This window comes from Enterobacter cloacae complex sp. SHL012 (assembly GCF_049237505.1).
In the GTDB taxonomy this organism is placed as follows: Bacteria; Pseudomonadota; Gammaproteobacteria; order Enterobacterales; family Enterobacteriaceae; genus Enterobacter; species Enterobacter kobei.
The window spans coordinates 824,100-845,577 of sequence record NZ_JBMKIZ010000001.1 but is presented as its reverse complement, the minus strand read 5'-3'; the positions used below and the strand labels follow the sequence as shown (position 1 = coordinate 845,577).

The 21,478-nt window shown below is 55.8% G+C and carries 18 protein-coding genes; 10 read left to right on the top strand and 8 right to left on the bottom strand.

The window, feature by feature from the left end; translation table 11 throughout:
- Positions 1–33 precede the first annotated feature (33 nt).
- On the bottom strand, positions 34–948 hold the full coding sequence (ldcA, locus tag ACOTY9_RS04035) for a muramoyltetrapeptide carboxypeptidase (protein ID WP_348565436.1): 915 nt from the start codon (positions 946–948) through the stop codon (positions 34–36).
- A 106-nt stretch (positions 949–1,054) separates the two neighbouring features.
- Between ldcA and emtA the strand changes: the two genes are divergently transcribed.
- The gene (gene emtA / locus ACOTY9_RS04030; protein WP_014884253.1) at positions 1,055–1,666 is read left to right on the top strand and encodes a membrane-bound lytic murein transglycosylase EmtA; all 612 of its coding nucleotides are present in this window, start codon (positions 1,055–1,057) and stop codon (positions 1,664–1,666) included.
- Positions 1,667–1,703: 37 nt separating this feature from the next.
- Here the strand turns inward: emtA and ycgR are convergent, their stop codons facing one another.
- Complete coding sequence (gene ycgR, locus ACOTY9_RS04025; RefSeq protein ID WP_014884252.1) at positions 1,704–2,435, bottom strand: flagellar brake protein YcgR; 732 nt, start codon at positions 2,433–2,435, stop codon at positions 1,704–1,706.
- Positions 2,436–2,643: 208 nt separating this feature from the next.
- On the opposite strand from ycgR, the gene ACOTY9_RS04020 reads away from it, so the two are divergent.
- Together ACOTY9_RS04020 and ACOTY9_RS04015 are read left to right on the top strand one after the other, a co-directional pair.
- Positions 2,644–2,898 (top strand): GlsB/YeaQ/YmgE family stress response membrane protein, encoded by a 255-nt coding sequence (locus tag ACOTY9_RS04020; RefSeq protein WP_014884251.1) that lies wholly within the window; start codon positions 2,644–2,646, stop codon positions 2,896–2,898.
- A gap of 112 nt (positions 2,899–3,010) precedes the next feature.
- Positions 3,011–5,113, top strand: coding sequence for a TonB-dependent siderophore receptor (locus ACOTY9_RS04015; protein WP_063943263.1), 2,103 nt, complete (start codon positions 3,011–3,013; stop codon positions 5,111–5,113).
- A gap of 82 nt (positions 5,114–5,195) precedes the next feature.
- Here ACOTY9_RS04015 and ACOTY9_RS04010 read toward each other — a convergent pair whose 3' ends face one another.
- Positions 5,196–6,881, bottom strand: coding sequence for an alpha,alpha-trehalase (locus ACOTY9_RS04010; protein ID WP_348565437.1), 1,686 nt, complete (start codon positions 6,879–6,881; stop codon positions 5,196–5,198).
- A gap of 420 nt (positions 6,882–7,301) precedes the next feature.
- Between ACOTY9_RS04010 and ACOTY9_RS04005 the strand changes: the two genes are divergently transcribed.
- The gene (locus tag ACOTY9_RS04005) at positions 7,302–8,642 is read left to right on the top strand and encodes a carbohydrate porin (RefSeq protein WP_421637306.1); all 1,341 of its coding nucleotides are present in this window, start codon (positions 7,302–7,304) and stop codon (positions 8,640–8,642) included.
- Between the two features lie 15 nt (positions 8,643–8,657).
- Here ACOTY9_RS04005 and ACOTY9_RS04000 read toward each other — a convergent pair whose 3' ends face one another.
- A complete protein-coding gene (locus ACOTY9_RS04000; RefSeq protein ID WP_023330622.1) occupies positions 8,658–9,614 on the bottom strand; it encodes an AraC family transcriptional regulator in 957 nt (318 codons plus the stop codon).
- Positions 9,615–9,729: 115 nt separating this feature from the next.
- Here ACOTY9_RS04000 and ACOTY9_RS03995 point away from each other — a divergent pair, with 115 nt between their 5' ends.
- Positions 9,730–10,917: an MFS transporter gene (locus ACOTY9_RS03995; RefSeq protein ID WP_348565439.1), complete on the top strand. Its 1,188-nt coding sequence runs from the start codon at positions 9,730–9,732 to the stop codon at positions 10,915–10,917.
- Between the two features lie 40 nt (positions 10,918–10,957).
- Here ACOTY9_RS03995 and gap read toward each other — a convergent pair whose 3' ends face one another.
- Entirely contained in the window at positions 10,958–11,968 is a 1,011-nt protein-coding gene (gap, locus tag ACOTY9_RS03990; RefSeq protein ID WP_023330621.1) for a type I glyceraldehyde-3-phosphate dehydrogenase, read from the bottom strand.
- Between the two features lie 78 nt (positions 11,969–12,046).
- Positions 12,047–13,027, bottom strand: a complete 981-nt coding sequence (locus ACOTY9_RS03985) for a GlxA family transcriptional regulator (protein WP_045134174.1) — start codon at positions 13,025–13,027, stop codon at positions 12,047–12,049.
- A gap of 148 nt (positions 13,028–13,175) precedes the next feature.
- Here ACOTY9_RS03985 and ACOTY9_RS03980 point away from each other — a divergent pair, with 148 nt between their 5' ends.
- Both ACOTY9_RS03980 and ACOTY9_RS03975 read left to right on the top strand, forming a co-directional pair.
- A complete protein-coding gene (locus ACOTY9_RS03980) occupies positions 13,176–14,144 on the top strand; it encodes a fatty acid desaturase (RefSeq protein WP_348565440.1) in 969 nt (322 codons plus the stop codon).
- Entirely contained in the window at positions 14,137–14,895 is a 759-nt protein-coding gene (locus tag ACOTY9_RS03975) for a phosphate/phosphite/phosphonate ABC transporter substrate-binding protein (RefSeq protein WP_348565441.1), read from the top strand. The genes ACOTY9_RS03980 and ACOTY9_RS03975 overlap by 8 nt, the downstream gene beginning before the upstream one ends.
- Here ACOTY9_RS03975 and ACOTY9_RS03970 read toward each other — a convergent pair.
- Together ACOTY9_RS03970 and ACOTY9_RS03965 are read right to left on the bottom strand one after the other, a co-directional pair.
- Positions 14,874–15,770 carry a LysR family transcriptional regulator gene (locus tag ACOTY9_RS03970; protein ID WP_045269557.1) on the bottom strand — a complete coding sequence of 299 codons (897 nt, stop codon included), beginning with the start codon at positions 15,768–15,770 and terminating at the stop codon, positions 14,874–14,876. The two genes, ACOTY9_RS03975 and ACOTY9_RS03970, sit on opposite strands and share 22 nt — an antisense overlap.
- A 22-nt stretch (positions 15,771–15,792) precedes the next feature.
- Entirely contained in the window at positions 15,793–18,081 is a 2,289-nt protein-coding gene (locus ACOTY9_RS03965; RefSeq protein WP_348565442.1) for an FdhF/YdeP family oxidoreductase, read from the bottom strand.
- Between the two features lie 1,000 nt (positions 18,082–19,081).
- On the opposite strand from ACOTY9_RS03965, the gene ACOTY9_RS03960 reads away from it, so the two are divergent.
- The 3 genes from ACOTY9_RS03960 to tssK are packed head-to-tail and all read left to right on the top strand — an operon-like array spanning position 19,082 to position 21,475.
- Entirely contained in the window at positions 19,082–19,576 is a 495-nt protein-coding gene (locus ACOTY9_RS03960; RefSeq protein WP_014884240.1) for a hypothetical protein, read from the top strand.
- A 23-nt stretch (positions 19,577–19,599) separates the two neighbouring features.
- Positions 19,600–20,103, top strand: a complete 504-nt coding sequence (gene tssJ, locus ACOTY9_RS03955) for a type VI secretion system lipoprotein TssJ (protein WP_014884239.1) — start codon at positions 19,600–19,602, stop codon at positions 20,101–20,103.
- A gap of 28 nt (positions 20,104–20,131) precedes the next feature.
- A complete protein-coding gene (gene tssK, locus ACOTY9_RS03950; RefSeq protein ID WP_348565443.1) occupies positions 20,132–21,475 on the top strand; it encodes a type VI secretion system baseplate subunit TssK in 1,344 nt (447 codons plus the stop codon).
- Positions 21,476–21,478: the final 3 nt, after the last annotated feature.

The window sequence follows — 21,478 nt, the reverse complement described above, 5'->3', positions numbered from 1 at the left end:
ACAGCGTTTTATTAAGGCGGTTTAACGGATTTTTTACCCCTTTATGACCGGATGGCCGCTGATGGCGAGCTGGCTTCCGCCATCATCATGCTTCAGCCTGGCGTGCGCCCCCAGCGCAAGAGTGACGGTTTGCTGCTCATGGCCGAAATCCAGCCCGGTGATGACGGGAATGTCCAGCCGGGAGCGGATGAAATCGACCATCGTTTCCAGCGAGTAGCCCGCGTCATAGTCATTCGGCTCAGAACCGCTGAAGCTGCCCAGCACAATCGCGGCCTGACGCGCAAGAATACCGGCATGATAAAGCTGCAAAAGCATGCGCTCGACGCGGAACGGATGTTCGTTGATATCTTCCAGCACCAGAATGCCGTCTTCGATGTCCGGCATCCACGGCGTGCCGATGAGCGAGACCAGCATCGCCAGGTTTCCGCCCCAGAGCTGACCTTCACACTCCCAGTGCGGTCCGTTGCCTTGCCACTCCACGCTGTAGGCAGGATTACGCAGCGCGCGCCAGAAGTGTTCCATGGTAAACGCATCCAGCTCTGGCGCGCCGAAGTTACCGGCCAGCATTGGGCCGCTAAACGTGATGACATTGTGCAGGGCCAGAAGACCTAGCTGGATGACGGTGAAATCGCTGTGGCCGCAAATCAGCAGCGGATCCTGCTGCTGGCGCTGCGCCAGACCCTGCCAGTCAATGCTCTCCAGCAGCCTGCTCGCCCCGTAGCCGCCTCGCAAGGCAAGGACGATGCGATCCTTACCCTTCAGACTCACCAGGCTATTGATATCATTCAGCCTCTGCGCTTCCGTTCCGGCAAAACGCTGCTGGCGGCGGGGGATAATTGTCTGATTTTCTACCTGATGACCAGATTCCAGTAAGCGCTGAACGCCCCGCTGTGCCGCGTCCTGGTTAATGCAGTAGCCCGACGGCGCGATGAGATGAAACTGAGACATGGCAATTCCTTGCTGAATGAGAAACTAATTGTCTATATCATGCCGCGTATACGCTGCCTGCTTCAAGGGCGGCGCACCGCGATGACCGGCTATAAGGATAGATGACGTGAAATTGAGATGGTTTGCTTTTTTGATTGTGCTGCTGGCTGGCTGTAGTTCAAAACATGATTATCAAAACCCGCCCTGGAACCCGGAAGTGCCGGTGAAACGGGCTATGCAGTGGATGCCAATCAGTGAACAAGCCGGGAAGGCCTGGGGCGTGAGCCCGCGTCTGATCACCGCCATTATTGCGGTGGAGTCCGGCGGTAATCCTACGCTCGTCAGCAAATCCAACGCGGTGGGACTGATGCAGCTTAAGGCTTCAACGGCGGGGAGAGAGGTCTACCGCTACATGGGCTGGAGCGGACAGCCGTCGACCAGCGAGCTGAAGAACCCGGAACGCAACATTTCCATGGGTACCGCGTATCTGAGCATTCTGGAACATGGCGTGCTGAAGGGCATCGAGGATCCGGAAGTGATGCAATACGCGCTGGTGGTCTCCTACGTGAACGGTGCGGGCGCGCTGCTCAGAACCTTCTCCTCTGACCGCAAAGAGGCGATAGACGAGATCAACGGCATGGACAAAGATGAGTTCGTCGAGCATGTAGCGAAGAATCATCCGGCACCACAGGCGCCTCGTTATATCTGGAAAGTACAGAAAGCGATGGATGCCATGTAATGCCGCAAACGGGCGGCGGTTGCGCTGCCCGATTTTTTCACAGGACTTTATTTGCACGTTCCCGTGCTTCACGCTCCAGCGAGTAGATAATACGCTGCAGCTCGCGCTCAGCGCCTGGCCCGACGTTCAGGAAACGGAAGCTCAGACGCGGCGTGGTAATCGTTTCGTTTTTGCTGTCCACCACCGTGCGCTCGCTGATGGCAATCAGCTGTGCATCGAAATAAAAGCGACCCCAGCCGCCCATATCGAGCTCAATTTGGGTAAAACGCATGCCTTCTACCAGTCCGTCCGGTTTCGCTGAATCCAGCAACGCCCCCATTCCGCCCAGAGACAGGTCAAAGAGACGGAAACGAAGCTCTTTTTTGTCCGGCATTTTGGCCTTACAAAAATAGGCAGGGTGAAGCGGGGCGCTGATGCGGAAGTATTCACGACGCTGGACAAACCAGAGGTTGCCCGGAAGAGGGGTCACAAAAGCGGGAAGTCCCTGATATTCGCTCAGTTCCAGTCGCGGCAGGACAAACTCCACTTTGGCTCCATGGGTTTCGGCCATTACCGCAATATGTTCCGCTCTTAGCGCAGCGCGGTTTTCATACTCCTGGCTGCCCAGGTCTACAATCAGTCGCTCCTGCGAAACGTCAAGGATCTTGCTGATAAACTGATTATTTGACCAGCTGATGCGCAACGGCACTTCGCCTTTTTGCAGGTCGCGTAATACCCCTAATACAGCCAGCGGATTTTGCTTGAGGAACTGCTCACTGTAATGACTCACGCCGGATGGCTCCTTGATTAATGACAGACTGTCTGAGCGTTATCGGCAATCCACACTCAAACTTAATACAAACCGGTGAGTTTTTTTTTATTGCTGCATGCAAGATAAGTCGGTGAGAGGAAAATGATTTTATGCTGATGACCTATACTTACCTTAGCTGTGCAGAAGGTTTTCTGCACATGCGTTAAACCTGAAAGAGGGCATCGCTATGGGTATCATCGCCTGGATTATCTTTGGTCTTATCGCTGGCGCTATCGCTAAACTCATCATGCCGGGAAACGATGGCGGCGGCTTCATTTTGACCTGTGTTCTCGGGGTTGTTGGTGCGGTTGTGGGCGGCTGGCTGGCGACGATGTTTGGCTTTGGAGGCAACATCAGTGGTTTTGACATGCACAGTTTCCTCGTTGCTGTCGTCGGTGCCATTGTTGTGCTGGGCATATTCAGGTTACTGCGACGAGCCTAAAATGACAGAGCGGCTCTCTGCGGAGGGCCGTTTTTTTTGCCTGAATCTTGATTTGTTAATCGAAATGATAATAATTGTCGTTCCGTATTGCATCTAACAATAAGACGACATTATGAACTCCTCACGTTTTACGTTATGCGCTCTGGCCGGTGCCGTCACGCTGGCATTGCAGGTCCAGGCTTTCGCCGAAGAATCTACCATCGTCGTCACGGGCTCAGAGCAGGGCAGCGCGCTGCCGGCCTGGACGAACAGCGCCACGAAATCGGCCGTTGCCGAAAGTAAAACGCCCCAGGTCATCAATACGCTTTCTGCCCCGGAAATTGAAAAGCGTCATGCGAACTCCGTGAATGAAATCCTGCGCTATGCCCCGGGCGTCTCAACCGAAGTGCGCGGTAATACCTCCTACATGAGCGAATACAAAATTCGTGGCTTTACCGTCGATCAGGAGTTCTATAACGGATTGCAGTTGCCCTATAACGTCACCGGCAATACCAAGGCTCGTATCGATCCGCTGTTGATTGACAGCGTCGATATCCTGAAAGGGCCTTCATCGGTGCTTTACGGCGGTGGTTCGCCGGGCGGGCTGGTGAATATTCAAAGTAAAAAACCGCAGCGGGAAGCGCGAACGGAGGTCGGTTTTAATACCGGTAACCGCAACCTGAAAGAGGGTTATCTCGACTCAACGGGGCAGATAGCCGACAGCGACTGGAATTACCGTCTGCTGGGCAAGGCGACGGAGAATGACGATCAGCCGCACACCACCCGGTATGAAAATTACCTGGTCGCCCCGTCCGTCACCTGGCAGCCCGACAGCAAAACCCGTCTCACGCTGGATGCGCTGGCGCAAAACTCCCCGAGCCTGACGCCGTCAAATCCGCTCCCGCTGTCTTATCTGCGCTCGAAATATGCCGATCGCCGTGATTACGCCGGAGATGAATGGAGTGGGTTTAAGCAGCGCCAGTGGATGCTGGGCTATAGCTTTGAACACGAGTTTGACAGCGGCTGGGGCTTTAACCAGAAAGCGCGCTATTTTGACGTCGATACCCACCAGCGCAGCGTCTATGCGACAGGCACGGGGAGTGAGGTTTATCAGCTCAACCGCTTTGCTTACACCACCGATGAAGATCTTAAGAGCTTCAACATCGACAACCAGGTGACGAAAACCGTTGCGCTGGGTGAATGGCAGCACCATCTGCTGGCCGGGTTTGACTATCAGAAGATGAACTCGCATTTCCACTACCGTTACGCGTCGGCCACGCCAGGCATGGACATGCGCGATCCTGACTATAAGCAAATCAGCGAAGGCGCACTGGGGCTCTACACCGCCCAGAAGAATCGCCTCAGCTATCAGCAGAACGGTTACTACCTGCAGGATCAGGTGGAATTCGGTGGCTTAAATCTGTTGGGTAGCCTGCGCTACGACGATTACCGCTCCGTCACCACCGATTACCTGAAAAACGGGGATAAAGCCTGGGTATCGCAGGACCGCGTCACCAAACGTCTGGGCGCGCTTTACGCCTTCGATAACGGTATTTCACCGTTTATCAGTTATTCCGAAGGTTTTGCGCCGGTGTCACCGCAGGGAACGCTCACGGCAAAAGACGTCAAACCGACCACCAGCAAGCAGGTGGAAGGCGGGGTAAAATATCTGCTGGCTGAATACGCCACCACCTTTACCGCCTCGGTGTTTAACATCCGGCAGAAAAACGTTGTCACCTCCGATCCGGGCTTCCTGAATTATCGTCAGACCGGGGAAGTGGAATCCAAAGGGGCAGAGCTCTCCGCCATTAGCCGTCCGACGGACAACCTGACGCTGATTGCCAACTATGCCTACACCCATGCGATCAATACCGAAGATGATAAATACCAGGGTAAACGTCCAACTCAGGTGCCGGAGAACGCTTTCAATCTGTGGGGGGACTACACTTTCGAGAGTACGCCGCTGAAAGGACTGATGCTGGGGGCTGGGGCACGCTACACCGGTCCGATGGAAATTTCACCGGCTAACGATGCGGGTAAACTGGGCGGCACCACGCAGTACGATCTGGCGGCCTCGTACCGGATGGGCGAAATCCTGCCGTCGCTGGCGGGACTCACGCTTAAGGCGAGTATGCAGAACATCACCAATAAAGAGACGCTGACCTGCTACGACGCAACCAACTGCTGGATTGGGCGTGACAGGACGTATCAGTTAGGGGCGAGCTACAGCTTCTGACTGCCCGGTGGCGCTGCGCTTACCGGGCCTACAAACCCAACGTAGGCCGGGTAAGGCGTAGCCGCCACCCGGCAATACTCCCTTACTGCGCCGCAGCTTTTACCGGCGCAGCCTCGTCATTCGCCGCAGGCTGATTTTCCGGTACGCTGTCACACGGTTTTTCTTTTGGACAGACCAGATCCAGCATTTTCAGCGTCACGCCATTACTCCAGCCGAACCCATCCTGCAGCGGGTACTCGCCACCGCCGCCGCCCGTACCGGTTGTTGATACGTCATATTTCTCCACCAGTTTCTTCTCGCGGTCGTAAGTGTGCTGCACGTTCTTCAGGAAGCGCCAGGTGACATCCATCGCCACCTTATTCTGCCCGTAATTCTGCAACCCTTCCGTCGCCACCCACTGCAGCGGAGCCCAGCCGTTTGGCGCATCCCACTGCTGTCCGCTGTTGATAGTGGTGGTGGTAATGCCGCCCGGTTTCAACAGGCGCGCGGAGGTCGCCGCGGCAACTTTATCGGCACGCTCCTGCGACGCCGCCTTCACGTAGAGCGGGAAGAGAGCGGCCGCGGTAAGCTGATTACGCACCTTCTTACTCTTGAGGTCGTAATCGGCATACCAGCCCTCTTTATCATTCCACAGGTGATTCTCGATGGCTTTCTGACGCGCGGTTGCCAGCGCCTCGTATTTACTCGCCGCGGCGCTGTCGCCTGCCTCCTGGCTTGCCCGCGCGAGCAGTTTTTCCATTTTAAACATCAGTGCGTTCAGATCGACGGGCACGATGCTGGTGGTGCGGATCGTGCCGAGTTTTTGCGGATCGTCCATCCAGCGAGAGCTAAAGTCCCAGCCCGAGGCCGCTGCGGAGCGCAAATCACGGTAGATCTCAGTCGCGGGTCGGTTAGGGTTGTTTTTGGCGGTATTGACGTCGTCAAGCCAGGACTCGGGGCGCGGAGTATCGCGGTCATCCCAGTAGCGGTTGAGCACCGAACCGTCATCCAGCTTCACCACGCGCTGGTTAGCTTGCCCTGGCTGAAGAGAATCGACGCCCTCCATCCAGTAGGCGTACTCTTTTTCCATCTGCGGGCGATATTTCTTTAGCGCATCGCTGTCGTGCGTCGCCAGCAGTTCCACCATCATGGAGAAGAACGGCGGCTGGGAGCGGCTCAGGTAGTAGCTGCGGTTGCCGTTGGGGATATGTCCAAAGGTATCAATCTCCCAGGCGAAGTTATCCACCATATCGCTGATTTTGTCCCAGTGGCCGCTTTCCGCGAGACCCAGCATGGTGAAATAGCTGTCCCAGTAGTAGACCTCGCGGAAGCGTCCGCCGGGCACAACGTAAGGCTTCGGTAACGGCAGCAGGGAATCCCATTTATTACTGGCTTTATCGGTGGTACGCGTTAGTACGGGCCAGAGGTCGTCAATATGCTCGCGTAAACTTTGTCCTGCGGGCGGAACATACTTTTCGCCTTCCGCAGGCAGCGTGAAGTTCATCTCTACAAAGTGGCGCAGATCAAAGCTGGACTGGGTGTGCTGCATCCGGTAATCCGCCAGGATCATCAGCGGATCGCTTTTGGGGACGGCATCAGCGAAGGTTTTCTGATCGGGAAACAGTTTGGCACTTTGCACATCATTAAAGAGAGGGCCAAGTAAAATATCGGGGGAATTTTTCTGGAACGCAGGCTGTTCATCAGCATAACTCAATGTCGTCGCACCGAGCAGCGCGCCTCCCAGCGCGAGGTGCAAAAGAGCAGGGCGTAAAGTGCGAGGTCTTATCATCTGTTCGTCTCCTGTATTCGCTCAGCAGCGTGACCGCTGTTATCAATCACCTGAAAACCTTAGACGAATATCGCCCGCTTCGCGTGTTCAATATCCCATTTTGCGCAGAACCAGACAATTTACCGCTTCGCCCGTCCAGGTCTGTCGGGAGAAATTTGTTGTGCAAATGAAATTAAAAGAATTATGCCTTTAAATAATCATATATATTGCACGTTAAAATATACATAAACTTAATGAAATAAGAGTGTGAAGCGGGTGGTCTTTCTTCTCTTCATTACCGCAAGTTTTCTCTGTGCCGATCACACAAGTTAAAAATCATAATTACGTTGTGAAAAAACGTAATAGCACCGTTGAGGGTATTTGGTGGAAATGGCTGTGCTCGATATTTGGGTATTCACTTTTATAATCAGGATGGATTCTATGCAATTAAAGAAAACGGTAATTCTGATAAGCGCATTCTATTCCGGCGCACTTTTGGCGGCACAACCCTCAATGAACGTGGAAGAAAAGCTGGCGCAACTGGAAGCGCAAATTCAGGAGCTTAAACAGCAGCAGGCCGCCGCGACGCAGGCTGCGCCAGCCGTTGTGGTGCAGTCGGAAGAGCCGGTGAGCAAAACCGCTCCGCCAAAACTGACGCTCTCAGGGTTTGGTGATATTAAATTTTACGGTGATGTGGAATTTAATATGGATGCCGCCAGTAAAACGGGTAGCCTCACGTCTGTTAAGCAAAGTGCTAATAGTGACTGGGCGCCGGGCGATAAAGAACGCTGGGATATTAACGGGCATATTTTATTAGGCTTTGATGGTTATCGTAAAATGGATAACGGCAATTTCGCCGGGTTCTCCGTCCAGCCGCTCGGCGACCTCGCCGGGAAAATGTACCTGGATGATGCGGTATTCTTCTTTGGCACTGAGAGTGACTGGGAAATAAAAGTCGGACGCTTTGAGGCCTATGACATGTTCCCGCTCAATCAGGATACGTTTGTGGAATACTCCGGGAATACCGCAGACGATCTCTACAGCGACGGCTATGGCTATATCTATATGCTGAAGGAGGGGCGTGGGCGAACCGACAGCGGGGGCAACTTCCTGATGAACAAGACGCTGGATAACTGGTATTTTGAGCTGAATACCCTGTTTAAAGACGGCAGCGATTTGTATGTCGACCAGCGTTATCACGGTGCAGAACTTGAGAACGACAAAAATGTGGCCTACGTGCGCCCGGTCATCTCGTGGCAGAATGGGCCGTTTTCCAGCGCGGTTGCCATGGAGACCAACCTGGTCAACAACGCTTATGGCTATCGCGACGATGCCGGGCGCTGGGTAGACCAGTCAGAGAGAACGGGCTACGGGTTCACGATGACCTGGGACGGGCTCAAAACCGATCCGGAAAACGGAGTGGTCATGAATCTCAACACGGCTTATCTGGACGCGACGGGCGAAACCGACTTTACCTCAGCTATTAATGCCCTCTGGCGTAATTTTGAGTTGGGTTACATCTATGCCCATAACGAAATCGACGAGTTTAATACCTCAACGTTTGACGCAGAGTGTGAAAACGACTGCTGGATAACCGACCCGGGCGAGTATGACATCCATACTATTCATACCTCGTACCTGATCCCGAACGTCATGAAGATGAAAAACTTCAACATCTATCTGGGCGCGTATGCGTCATGGGTCAATGCATCCCCGAAAGAGGGTGACAATAAAAATGACGATCGCTACGGTGGTCGCGTGCGCTTTAAATACTATTTCTGATGTCCTGTCAGTCGGTCAGACCTCTTCCGGGGTCTGGCTGACTTCCCGAAGCGTGCCCGGCGCATGGCCGATGATGCGCTTAAATGCCCGGCTAAACGCCGCCAGAGACCCGTAACCGAGCCGCAGCGCGACGGTTTCAATCGGTTGATTTTCATGGCGAATATACTGAATAGCCAGTCGCATTCTGAGCTCGCTGAGATATTTTGCCGGCGTCGTCCCCGTCGCCGCCAGAAACCGTTCAGCGAACACGGAGCGGGAGGTGCCCGCTTCTTTCGCCAGATCCGCCACGCTCCAGTTCAGGCCCGGCTGCTGGTGCATGGCGTAGATGGCCCGGCTCAGACGCGGATCGCGTAAGACCTGCACCCAGCCCGTCGCTTTACCACAGCCTGCTTCAACCCAGCCCCGAACAATCAATGCCGCCACCACGTCAGCCAGACGGGCGAGGATCCCGGCAAACCCGACCTGACGCGTCATGGACTCGCGCTCCATCGCGGCCAGTAGAGGATGAATTTCCGGCCAGGTGGACATCAACCGGCTGACCATCATCACTTCCGGCATCGCTTTGATCAGCGGCTGCATGCCGCCTAGCTCAAAATCCATACACCCGCTAAAGATGATGGTGTTTTCGCTCTCCGGGCAGGGCTCACAGGTAATGGCACAGACCGAACTACAGATGGGCTCGCTGGGGAAAGCGTTGACTGGAGTGATGGTTGCCTTGTCGTCAGAGAGCAGGGCATGGGCATTACCGCCCGGAATAAACAGCGCATCGCCGCTGCTCAGTTCGAAGGTTGCACCGCTGTCCATTCGCAGCAGGGCGTTGCCGTGGCTCACAAAATGGAACTGCGCCTTGCCCGGTGCCTGATGGAACGCGACGCCAAACGGTGCACTGGCTTCAATCCGGCGGTATTTCACCCCCGACAGACGCATGCCGCGTAAAAGTTCGCTGATCAAATCGGGTGACTGTGCGGTCATGGCGTAACTCCGGACGAATAATCAATAAGTGGAGATTATATGTCATAGATCGTCCAGGGTGAACCCTCTATGCTTTTGCGACAGTTGTCACACTTTTATAACGGGAGATCAACAGATGAATGCATGTGTCGAGGCGAGAGAGGCCGTCGCGCCTGCCAAACCCGCCTGGCGAGCCGTCTATTCACTGGGGCTGGGGGTTTTTGGTTTGATAACGGCGGAGTTCCTGCCCGCCAGTTTGCTGACGCCGATGGCCGCGAGCCTGGGCGTCAGTGAGGGGATGGCCGGGCAGGCCGTGACCGCCACGGCGCTGGTGGCGTTAGTCACCGGACTGCTGATCACCCCGGCGACCCGGAAAATCGATCGTCGCTGGGTATTGATGTTTTTCTCCGTGCTGCAAATTATCTCCAGCCTGCTGGTAGCCTTTGCGCCCACTCTGCATGTTCTGCTGATGGGGCGTCTGTTGTTAGGGGTTGCCATCGGTGGGTTCTGGGCGATGTCGACGGCCACAACAATGCGTCTGGTTCCGGCGGACAAAGTGCCGAAAGCGCTGGCGGTGATCTTCTCCAGCGTGTCGATCGCCACCGTGGTCGCGGCCCCGCTGGGGAGCTATCTGGGAAGCCTGATCGGCTGGCGCAACGTCTTTATTCTCTGCATTCTGCCGAGCATGCTGGCGCTGCTGTGGCAGATCTGGGTGCTGCCGTCCATGAAGCCAGAGAGTAGCGGTAGCCTTGGCACATTGTTCCGCGTGCTGCGCCGTCCTGGCATGATTGGCGGCATGCTGGCGACCATTCTGATCTTTAGCGGCCATTTCGCCTTCTTTACCTACCTGCGCCCGTTCCTTGAAACCGTCGGACAGGCAAATGTTGAAACCATTTCGCTGATCCTGCTGGGCTTCGGGCTTGCCAACTTTGTCGGCACCTCCATTGCCGGGCATCTGCTGGCCCGTAATCTGCGCCTGACGCTGGCCCTCGTGCCATTCGGCATGGGCATACTCGCGCTGATGATGGTGGCGTTTGGTCATCTGGCGATGCTGGACGGATTACTGGTGGCGCTGTGGGGCTTTGCGTTCGGTCTGATGCCGGTAGGCTGGTCAACCTGGCTTGCCACCACCGTTCCGGATGAAGCCGAAAGTGCCGGAGGGCTGCTGGTGGCGTCCATTCAGCTGGCGATTAGCGCTGGCGCGGCCGGGGGCGGGGTGGTGTTTGACCTCAACGGGGCCAGCGGCGTGTTTGCCGGAAGTGGTTTCCTGCTGGTGACGGCGATGGTCATTGTATTTATGGGCGTGAAGGTCAAAGCGGCGTGATTTTATGCCGGGTGGGTGCTTATCCCACCCGGCTTGAGGCTTACAGCCCTTTTTTATCCATCAGCACCGCCAGGTCCACCAGGCGGTTGGAGAATCCCCACTCGTTGTCATACCACGCCAGGATCTTCACCATGTTCCCGCCAATCACCAGCGTGGAAAGCCCGTCGATAATGGAGGAGCGCGGATCGCCCTGATAATCGCTGGAAACCAGCGGTTCATCGCTATACCCCAGAATGTCTTTCAGTGGCCCACTGGCTGCCGCACTGCGGAATGCGTCATTCACCTCTTCGGCAGTCACGTTACGGCTCAGGGTGACCGTCAAATCGACAATCGATACCACCGGAACCGGCACGCGCAGGGAATAACCGGTCAGCTTACCATCCAGAGAGGGGATGACTTTGCCGAGCGCTTTTGCAGCGCCGCTGGAGTAGGGCACAATCGACAGCGCCGCCGCGCGTGCACCGCGCAGATCTTTTTCCGGCTGATCGTGCAGTGCCTGGCTGTTGGTATAGGCATGCGTGGTATTCATCAGGCCATGCTCAATCCCGAACTGCTGATGCAGTACCTGCGCGGCCGGAGCCAGACCGTTCGTGGTACAACTCCCGTTACTCACGACAACGTGCTGAGCCGGGTCATAGCGATCGTGGTTCACGCCCATGACGACGGTCAGATCGTCGTTCTTGCCGGGCGCGGAGATGATGACGCGCTTTGCACCACCGTGCGTGACGTGCACCGCAGCTTTTTCCCGCTCGGTAAAGAAGCCGGTGGCTTCAATTACCACATCCACGCCAGCTTCACGCCACGGAATATTTGCCGGATCGCGTTCGCTAAACACCACGATCCGCTGGCCATCAACCTGCAATGCGCCGTCAGCCGCTTCAACCGGTGCGGGCAATTTACCCAGAAGGGAATCGTGTTTCAGCAGGTGGGCGAGGGTTTTGCTGTCCGTCAGATCGTTAATGGCCACAATCTGAAGATCCGGGTTACCCAGCGCTGCGCGCAGGAAATTACGTCCGATACGGCCGAAACCGTTAATACCGACCTTAACCATGGTGCACTCCTTATCTCTGTTGTCTGGAGTCACTGTAGGCGTCAGGCCGATTGGCGTAAACGACAAAAAAGGATCAGATTAGGCCATCTTGCGACAGTGGAAGCGCTGGCGGTACTCGCCCGGGGTAAGGTGGAGCTGTTTCTCAAACACGCGGCGCAGGTTAATGCTGGTGCCAAACCCGCTTTGCTCAGCAATGCGCTCAAGGGAATCACGGGTTTGCTCAAGCAGCTGTCTGGCGGCGGCCAGGCGCGCTTCGGTCACGTAGCGGGCAGGTGGAACGCCTGCGTCCCGGGTAAAGACCCGGGTGAAATTGCGCGGGCTCATCGCCGCTTTCTCGGCCAGATTTTCTACGCACAGGTCGGCAGTGAGGTTCTGTAGTATCCAGGCCTGCAGGTCGCTTATTGGCCCAGACGCGCCGGACGGCTGCAGGCTATAGCGGCTAAACTGCAGCTGACCGCCGGGCCGGCGCAGGTACATCACCATATCCTGCGCCACGTCGCGGGCGAGGGTGAAACCATAGTCATCCTCCACCAGCGCCAGAGTGAGATCAAACCCCGAGCTCACGCCGCCGGAGGTCCAGACGGGACCATCCTGAATATACAGTGGACCGCCTTCGACGCGGATAGCCGGATACTGGGTTTGCATGGTCTCCAGCAACCGCCAGTGGGTGGTTGCGCGACGACCATCCAGCAGGCCGCTCTGGGCCAGCAGCATCGCGCCGCCGCAAATGGAGGCTATCCGCCGGGCATGCGGCGCAGCAAGGTGCAGCCAGTCCACCACCGCCGTGCTCTCCTGCTCGTTCATCCCGCGTCCGGTGATGATAATGGTGTCCAGCGGTTCACGCGGATCCAGTTCAGGCAGACGATAATCCGCCAGCAGATTCAGGCCGGACTGACCGTGGATCACCTGGTGCGGCTGCGTGGTGGCGATAATAATGCGGTAGCGGGGGTGCGCAAGCCCTTCCGGGTGCAGCCGGTTAGCCTGCATCAGAATGTCGGCGATACCGGCGGCTTCAAACAGCATGCCGCCGTCAGGGACGATAATTAAGATCTTCTTCATGTCCTGAAAAGTACCTTTATCACAGAATAAGTCAAGCCGAGCGTGGGCCTCTGTTTCTGGCAAAGCAAAGCGATTTAAGTTCTTTGTCATTTCAGACGTTATCCCCGATCGTCAGGGTAGTGTCTCTGGCGAAACGGCGTCTGAAGGAATGGGTAAACGAAGATCTCTCTATTTGCATGCGCAACAGCGCGATCGCATCCACCATCTTGCATCAGGATTTCTGTGGCGAAGCGAATTGCCCACATGGCTGCTGATCCTGACGATTTACGCTGGCTGGTTTACCACGCTGACGTTCTGGCAAACGCTCGGCCTGCTGCCCGCCACGCTGCTGCTTATCTGGTTTACCGCCTGGTATATGTCCCTGCAGCATGAGTTGATCCACGGGCATCCCACGCGTTTTGCCTGGCTTAACCAGCTGTTTGGCACGCTCCCGCTGGCGGTCTGGTATCCCTATGGCCTGTACCGGGATTCCCATCTGGCGCATCATCGTCACGACAGTCTGACCATCCCGGTGGATGACCCGGAGTCGTACTATTTTACAGAGGCGAGCTGGGCGCGCTTTTCCCCCTGGCAGAAGCACATGATCCAGGTCCGCAATACCTTCTGCGGGCGGATAGTGCTGGCACCGCTGCTGGATATTTTGCAGACGCTGGGGATCGCCGTGGCAGCCTTTCGGCAGCGTCAACGGCGGGCGATGGCGATGTGGCTGGTTCACGCTGTGCTTCTGGCGGTGCTTTTCACCTGGATGACGCATAACGGCTTTTCACCCGTCTGGTTTGTGCTGGCGGTAAGCTATCCGGCGCTGGCGCTGACCAAGGTCCGTTCCTTTTACGAACATCGCGCGGCGGACGATCCGCTGGCGCGTTCCGTCATTAACGAGGCTGGGCTATTCTGGCGGGTACTGTTTTTAAATCTCAACTACCATTCCATTCACCACGATTTACCGGGCGTTCCCTGGTATGGGTTACAGACGATCTACCACCAAAACCGCGAGGCGTACCGGCAGCGTAACCACGGTTTTGTGGTCAGGGGCTACGGCGAATGGCTACGCCAGTTCTCGACCCGGCCAGTGGCGGTCACCGTTCACCCCGGAAAACAAGAGGAAAGATATGAGTAACCTGCTGGCGTTTCCCATGTATGCCGTGGATCGCGCCGACACTCGCGCGCTCTGGCTGGCGGTACAACAACGTCTGGCCGACCGGGGCGTGTACGTTGAGCGTGTCCCCCGCTGGCCCGAATCGGACCTGCTGAACCACTGGCAGCAGCCGGCGCTGATTCTCAGCCAGACCTGCGGCTACCCGCTGGTCACGCAGCTCCCGGAGGTGCAGGTGGTGGGCTGTTTTCACTACACGGCAGCGGGATGCGAAGGGAGCCACTACCGCAGCTTTCTGGTGACGCGCTCGGAGGATCGGCCTCTTACGCTGGCGGATTTTCGCGGACGCCGGGCGGTCTGTAATTCTCCTGACTCGCAGTCCGGCTATCACGCGCTGCGAAAAAAAGTGGCACCGTGGGTGACCCGCGACCCTTTCTTTTCGCAAACGTCATTCAGCGGCAGCCACCGTCAGTCGCTGATTGACGTCAAACGCGGCAAGGGTGATATCGCCGCTATCGACTGTGTCACCTGGGCACTCCTGCAGCGTCATGAGCCGGAAGCGTTGGCGGGTCTGACGGTGATTGACCAAACTCCGCTAACGCCGGGCCTGCCCTTAATCACGTCGCCTCATACACCTCCTGACACGCTTAACGCCATCCGCGGTGCGCTTCACGCGCTGGTAACCGTCCCGGAGCACCGGGCGGTCTGTGATGCGGTGCTGATCGGCGGGTTTAGCGTGGTCACGCGCCAGGCTTATGCGTCATTGTCCGCATGATAAATCTCCTGCGCGTCGGTAAAACAGCGCAGCGCCAGGGAGGAGAGGGGTTTTTGCCTGCGCATTATCAGGCCGATGGGCGCCTCAATGTTCGCGTCGGCGATGGGGACAATCCTGAAATGGTTGTTTAGCGCCTCAAGCCCGTTGTTCAGCGGCATCACGGCGCAGCAAACGCCGCTCTGAACCGCCTGAATGATCTGGAACGTAGAGTCGCTCTCGAAAACGGATCTGGGTTCGATTCCGGCGGCGGCAAAGCTGGCCTCCATATGCGCCCGGTAATGCATCCCTTTTGTCAGGAACCCCAGCGGAAAATCCGTCAGGTCCTGCCAGGTCAGCGGCGTCGGGTCCAGCTGGAAATGACGAATATCATGCAGCAGGCCCATCTTCGTCTCAGGCAACTGAATAATGTCAAACAGACTGGTATCGATGCTGTTGAGATAGCAAATACCCAGCTCCAGCTGGTTGCGGCTGACGCCATCGGCAATGTGTGCAGAGGACATGGAATAGAGGCTGTAGGTCAGCTCCGGGTATTTTTGCGTCAGCTGGCGGATAAAGATCATCGGATCGACGCTCGCCAGCGGAACCATCCCCAGGCGTAATTCACCCACCACCTGGCCTTTGCACAGCGCGGCTTCCGCCTGGAGTCCGTCGTGAGCGGCAAGCAGAGCACGCGCCCACGCCAGGATCCGTTCGCCCTCTGGCGTAAAACCCTCAAAGCGCTGCCCGCGCGCAATCAGCACCAGACCGAGCTCCTCTTCCAGGTTGCGGATGCGCATGGAGAGGGTCGGCTGGGTGATGTTGCACTGCGAGGCCGCTTTACCAAAATGGCGGGTCTCGTCGAGCGCAATTAAGTATTTTAACTGTTTGATATCCATGGGTTACTCTTCGCGAACAGCCTTACAGCATGCGGATCTCTTTCGAGCGCAGGATGATGCGAACCGGAACGGATTTGTAAGACGGTGTACCGCTGTCCTTATCCAGATAATCGAGCGGCACCAGCACGTTGGCCTCCGGGTAATAAGCCCCGACTGAACCCCGCGCGATGTGGTATGCCACTACGGTAATGTCTTCCAGGCGCTGAACGCTGCCGGGCAGGGCGGTTTCGATATCCACGCGGTCGCCGTGTTCCAGCCCTGACAGGGCCATATCCTCTTCGTTCATAAACAGCACGTCGCGGCGGCCAAACACGCCACGATAGCGGTCGTCCAGAGCATAAATGGTGGTGTTGTACTGATCGTGGCTGCGCAGCGTAATCAGACGCAGAACATGCTCGCCTTCGCCGCTGGCGTTCTCGTGTACGCCGTCGAATACGGAGAACATCGCTTTTCCCGTCGCCGTTGGCCAGACGCGTTTCGTTGGGGGAAGCGGCATACGGAAGCCGCCCGGAATACGGATCCGCGCATTGTAGTCCTCAAAGCCCGGGATGGTCTGCTCGATCAGATCGCGGATACGGTCGTAATCTTCAACCAGCGTCATCCAGTCCACGCGGGTCTCCTGCAGGGTGGCTTTCGCCATGCCGGCGACGATGGCGGGTTCTGAACGGAGTAACGGTGAGGCGGGTTTCAGCTTGCCGGACGAGGCGTGCACCATCGACATGGAGTCTTCGACGGTGATGGACTGACGACCGGTGGCCTGAACATCCAGCTCGGTACGGCCAAGGCACGGGAAAATAAACGTCTCTTTACCCACCAGCAGATGGGTACGGTTCAGCTTAGTACCAACGTGAACACTCAAATCAAGGTTACCCATTGCCGGGAAGCCGTTCTCGTGATCGGGCATCGCGACGGCAAAGTTACCGCCGAGGCAGATAAGCGCTTTCGCCCGACCGTCGATCATGGCCTGGGTCGCCTGCACCGCATCATGCCCATGGTGAGAAGGCGGCTCAAAGCCAAACACCTCTTTCAGACGGTTCAGGAAGGCCGGGGTGGGCTTCTCGCTAATCCCGACGGTACGGTTCCCCTGAACGTTAGAGTGGCCGCGAAGAGGGCATATTCCCGCACCGGGCTTGCCGATATTTCCGCGCAGAAGCAGCACATCAGCGATCAGCCGGACGTTTGCCGTGCCTTTATTATGCTGGGTAATCCCCATCCCGTAGGTAATGATGGTGGCGTTGGATTTCGCATAGGCCACGGCCACCTTTTTGAGCGCAGCCTGGCTGAGCCCGGACTCGCGCTCAATGTCATCCCAGCGCGTCTGCGCGATATCGGCGGCAAAGTCATCAAAGCCCTGGGTGTGTTCTGCGATAAACGTGTGGTCGAGCACGTTACCGCGTTCGGCCTCCATTTCCAGCAGGTGTTTGGCCATACCTTTCAGCGCGGCGGCATCGCCTCCGGCCTTCACCTGGAAGTAGGTCGAGGCGATGTCCGTTGAGCTATAGGTTGCCATTTCAATGACGCTTTGCGGGTCAGCAAAACGTTCCAGGGCGCGCTCGCGTAACGGGTTAAAGACGATAATCGGCACGTTGCGTCGCGCCAGCTCATGAAGCGTACCCATCATCCGCGGATGGTTCGTGCCGGGGTTATGACCGATGGAGATCACCAGCTCGGTGTTATCGAAGTCGTCCAGTGAGACGGTGCCTTTCCCGATCCCGATGGAGCGGGGTAGACCGACGCTGGTGGCCTCGTGACACATATTCGAGCAGTCGGGGAAGTTATTGGTGCCGTATTCGCGTGCAAACAGCTGGAACAGATACGCCGCTTCATTAGAGGCTCGCCCGGAGGTATAGAACTCGACCTGGTCCGGTTCAAGCTCGCGCAACACCTCGCCGATACGTTGAAAAGCCTCGTCCCACTCAACCGGTTTGAACGTGTCGCTTGCCCGGTCATAGCGCAGAGGATGCGTCAGACGACCATACCCTTCCAGCTCAAAGTCAGATTTAGCCAGCAGAGAAGAGACGGCGTTTTCCGCCAGAAACGCGGGGGTAACGCGTTTGCTGGTGGCTTCCCAGGTTACCGCTTTGGCGCCGTTCTCACAAAACTGGAAGGTCGATTTGTGTTCTTTATCGGGCCACGCGCAGCCCGGGCAGTCAAAACCATCAGGCTGGTTGGTGCGCAGCAGCGTGGCGGGGGCATCAAAGGTATCCATCTGGGTTCGTACCGCAATGGCTGTCGCTTTTAGCGCACCCCAGCCGCCGGCAGGGCCATCATAGTGTCTGATACCGGGAACTGAGCGTCTTTTCTTGTTCATACCTACTCCTGACTTGTTCGGTCATACCGCGCATGCGCCCGCCAATCCACTGAAAAGGGCAATAAGTTAAAGCAATGAGGGCCGGGTGGGGAAGTGCTCGCGACGCAACATAATTGCTTATCTTAAATACTATTTATTACAGCGGGTTACTTACGGGCGGCTTAAATATTTAAAGAAATTATAACGTTTTTTTATCATTTTAATAATAAATTATATCTATCATCCAGTAGGTGGGATAGATAGCGGTGGGCGAGGAAGGATGTAGCACTGATAAAATTTCGAATGAAGGCTCAGGTCGATCAGAAACAGAAATGCCACGGCTGGCAGGGGGTATAGCACCTTCAGGATTAAAATAGGGACCTGAATGTTTATTCTGGCTTAATGATTGATGGATGGGTTTTATGTCTTATGCGGTAATTATTACAGCGTGAAATATAAAGTTATTTTGAGCCGTAAAATTAACGCCCGCGTCATAAGTGAAATAGGCGTCCTGCGAGTGGGCAGTACGGGTTATATTAAAGATACCCTGTTAGTGCAACAAATAATTCATCGTCGACATATTCTTCTGACATCACCAATTCGAGAGTTCTACTAATTATGGTAGTGGCGATAATAGCCTTATTGCGTTAATGAAAGTTGTTCTCTTTTGTGTTTTTTGTTTTTTATAACAACGATTTACATCTGTGTGCGGAGTGAAAATAAGTGAAGTTAGGCCATGTCGGGTTTTTTTATCAGATAAATCCTATAATGTTTCGACTGCTTCATTAACCGCCACTTACGTAGCGGTAAATATTGAATTGATGCGAAGCTCATGTAAACTTGTTTACCGTTTGTCAAAATATGTCAGGAAGACGCTGGGCCTTATTCTGAAAGGTTCGTGCGGTAGCTATGCCCTCAAAATAGTAACACCCCGAAATTATCCTGACTATTTTAACAATAGCACCTAAGTCAAATTTCATCCCCTTATCTCCATTATCGAAATATCGCTACGGAAAAGCATATGAAAATGCGCGTACTGTTTTCACTTCTGTTTGTCATGGCGGTGGCGGGCTGTAAAGCGCCACAGAAACCTGCAATCAACGACGACACGATCGTGACCAGTCAGGTCAACGGTGTCACCTTAACGCACCGTCACGCCGTGTTGCCGCCGACGGAATTCACTCCGCTCAACGAACCTTATCGTGCCATGTATCCGGCTTCCCTGATGAGCCGTCCTGACTTTGGCGGAAAGGTTATCCGTACGCTGGAAACTGGAAAAACCTACGTGGTGCTGGGTCAGGTTGAACACTACTGGATGGCGCTTGCCGATGAGGGTAATGACCAGCTGATTGGTTACGTCCCGATGCGTGCAGTTATCAAAGCCGACCAGTATGAAGCGACCGTCCGTAAACAGGCCATTCGTCCTAAGGCGCGTAAAAAAGCGACCTGCGTTGATGTCGATGGCAACAGCAAAGCCTGCAAAGACAGCGCTAACGGTACCTGGATCCTGAACTAAACGGCTTTCGTGGGCGTATTTTTATGAATAATAAAAATTTTCATAAGCTGTGGTTGGTCTTTTACGCGGCGGTTTTCGCCCTTGTGAGTGGTTGTACGTCGTCTTCACACAGCGACCCCTCCCGCTACAATCTGCAGTTTCAGGCTCATCCACAAATCAATGATTCTGCGCCGCTTAAAGTCCGTGTGCTGTTGTTGAAATCCGATGCGGATTTCATGTCCAGCGACTTCTATTCCCTGCAGAACAACGCGTCAGCAACCCTTGGCGCGAATCTGCTGAACAGCGATGTGTTCTTCCTGATGCCGGGACAGCTGTCGAAAACCCTCAGCGGTCAGAGCGATCCCGAGGCTCGCTACATCGGCGTGATGGCGGAATATCAGAAGCTGGATGGTAAAAAATGGCGCGTGTCTCTCCCTCTGCCTGTGCCAGGCGAAAATCATATCTACCAGTTCTGGAAATGGTCCGCGGATGAACTCCAGGCCAACGTTTTTCTCGACGTAAATGGCATTCGGGTCATCAGCCAGTAACGCGCTTCACAACAGGAAACACATCATCATGACGAAAGCAGAAAAGGTCGTCTGGACCGAAGGCATGTTCCTGCGTCCACACCATTTTCAGCGGACTGAAAGTTATCTGCTCAACCACGTTCGTGAATGGGGTACGTTGCAGCGTTCCTATCTTTGGGGCTTTCTTGATGTTGAACTCGACGAAGCGATGCTTCGTCAGGGATGCATTGCCCTGAGCTACTGCAGTGGGCTTCTGCCAGACGGGACCTTCTTCCAGGTGCGCAACGGACGCAATGGTCCTGTGCCGCTTAAAATCCCTGACAATCTCACCAACGAAAAGGTGGTGCTCGCACTGCCGGTACGTCGTGGCGAGCGGGAAGAGGTGATCTTCAGCGAAGAACCGGCCTCGCTGGCGCGCTTCATCGCGTTCGAGCAAGAGGTCGAAGACGACAACGCCATGTCGGTGGGGGATGCCACCGTACAGTTTGGCCGCCTGCGCCTGACGCTGATGCTGGAAAAAGATCTCACGGCAGAATGGACCGCAATCGGCGTGGCGTTTGTCACTGAAAAACGCCACGACAACCACGTCCGGCTCGATAACAGCTACATCCCGCCGATGCTGAACGCCAATAACAGTCCGCAGATCTACAGCATGATTAACGATCTGCACGGCTTACTGGTGCAGCGCAGCCAGCAGATCGGCGGCCGTCTGCGCCAGCCTGGCCGTTTTAACACCTCGGAACTGATTGAATTTACGTTACTGTCGCTGGTGAACCGTCATCTTGGCGAGGTTTCGCATTTAAAAACGCTGCCGCTGCTGCACCCGGAAACCCTCTGGCGCAGCTGGCTGCCGTTTGCGTCCGAGCTTGCCACCTGGACCCCGCAACGGACCACGGAGAGCGTGCTGCCGGTCTACGATCACGACGATCTGGCGAACTGCTTCAGTAAGCTGATGCTGATGCTGCGTCAGGGGCTGTCGCTGGTGATGGAAGACCACGCTATTCAGCTGCCGCTTAACGAGCGCTCGCATGGTCTTAACATTGCCACCGTTCCTGAAACCAGCATGGTACGCGAGTTTGGCTTCGTGCTGGCCGTCAAAGCGAATGTGCCCGGCGAACACCTGCAAACCCATTTTCCTGCGCAGATGAAAATCGCGCCGGTGTCGAAAATCCGCGATCTGGTCCAGCTTCAGCTGCCGGGCATTATGCTGCGCGCCATGCCGGTCGCGCCGCCGCAGATCCCGTGGCATGCAGGCTACAGCTATTTCGAGCTGGAGAAGGGCAGCGAGCTGTGGCACGAGATGGATAAGTCCGGCGCCTTCGCCCTGCACCTGGCAGGGGAGTTTCCGGGGCTGGATATGGAGTTTTGGGCCATCCGTAGCCCGACAGAATAATAA

Coding starts and splice junctions, on each gene's coding strand:
- ldcA (WP_348565436.1), bottom strand. CDS start 948: ATGTCTCAGTTTCATCTCATCGCGCCGTCGGGCTACTGCATTAACCAG.
- ACOTY9_RS04020 (WP_014884251.1), top strand. CDS start 2,644: ATGGGTATCATCGCCTGGATTATCTTTGGTCTTATCGCTGGCGCTATC.
- ACOTY9_RS04015 (WP_063943263.1), top strand. CDS start 3,011: ATGAACTCCTCACGTTTTACGTTATGCGCTCTGGCCGGTGCCGTCACG.
- ACOTY9_RS04010 (WP_348565437.1), bottom strand. CDS start 6,881: ATGATAAGACCTCGCACTTTACGCCCTGCTCTTTTGCACCTCGCGCTG.
- ACOTY9_RS04005 (WP_421637306.1), top strand. CDS start 7,302: ATGCAATTAAAGAAAACGGTAATTCTGATAAGCGCATTCTATTCCGGC.
- ACOTY9_RS04000 (WP_023330622.1), bottom strand. CDS start 9,614: ATGACCGCACAGTCACCCGATTTGATCAGCGAACTTTTACGCGGCATG.
- ACOTY9_RS03995 (WP_348565439.1), top strand. CDS start 9,730: ATGAATGCATGTGTCGAGGCGAGAGAGGCCGTCGCGCCTGCCAAACCC.
- gap (WP_023330621.1), bottom strand. CDS start 11,968: ATGGTTAAGGTCGGTATTAACGGTTTCGGCCGTATCGGACGTAATTTC.
- ACOTY9_RS03985 (WP_045134174.1), bottom strand. CDS start 13,027: ATGAAGAAGATCTTAATTATCGTCCCTGACGGCGGCATGCTGTTTGAA.
- ACOTY9_RS03980 (WP_348565440.1), top strand. CDS start 13,176: ATGGGTAAACGAAGATCTCTCTATTTGCATGCGCAACAGCGCGATCGC.
- ACOTY9_RS03975 (WP_348565441.1), top strand. CDS start 14,137: ATGAGTAACCTGCTGGCGTTTCCCATGTATGCCGTGGATCGCGCCGAC.
- ACOTY9_RS03970 (WP_045269557.1), bottom strand. CDS start 15,770: ATGGATATCAAACAGTTAAAATACTTAATTGCGCTCGACGAGACCCGC.
- ACOTY9_RS03965 (WP_348565442.1), bottom strand. CDS start 18,081: ATGAACAAGAAAAGACGCTCAGTTCCCGGTATCAGACACTATGATGGC.
- ACOTY9_RS03960 (WP_014884240.1), top strand. CDS start 19,082: ATGAAAATGCGCGTACTGTTTTCACTTCTGTTTGTCATGGCGGTGGCG.
- tssJ (WP_014884239.1), top strand. CDS start 19,600: ATGAATAATAAAAATTTTCATAAGCTGTGGTTGGTCTTTTACGCGGCG.
- tssK (WP_348565443.1), top strand. CDS start 20,132: ATGACGAAAGCAGAAAAGGTCGTCTGGACCGAAGGCATGTTCCTGCGT.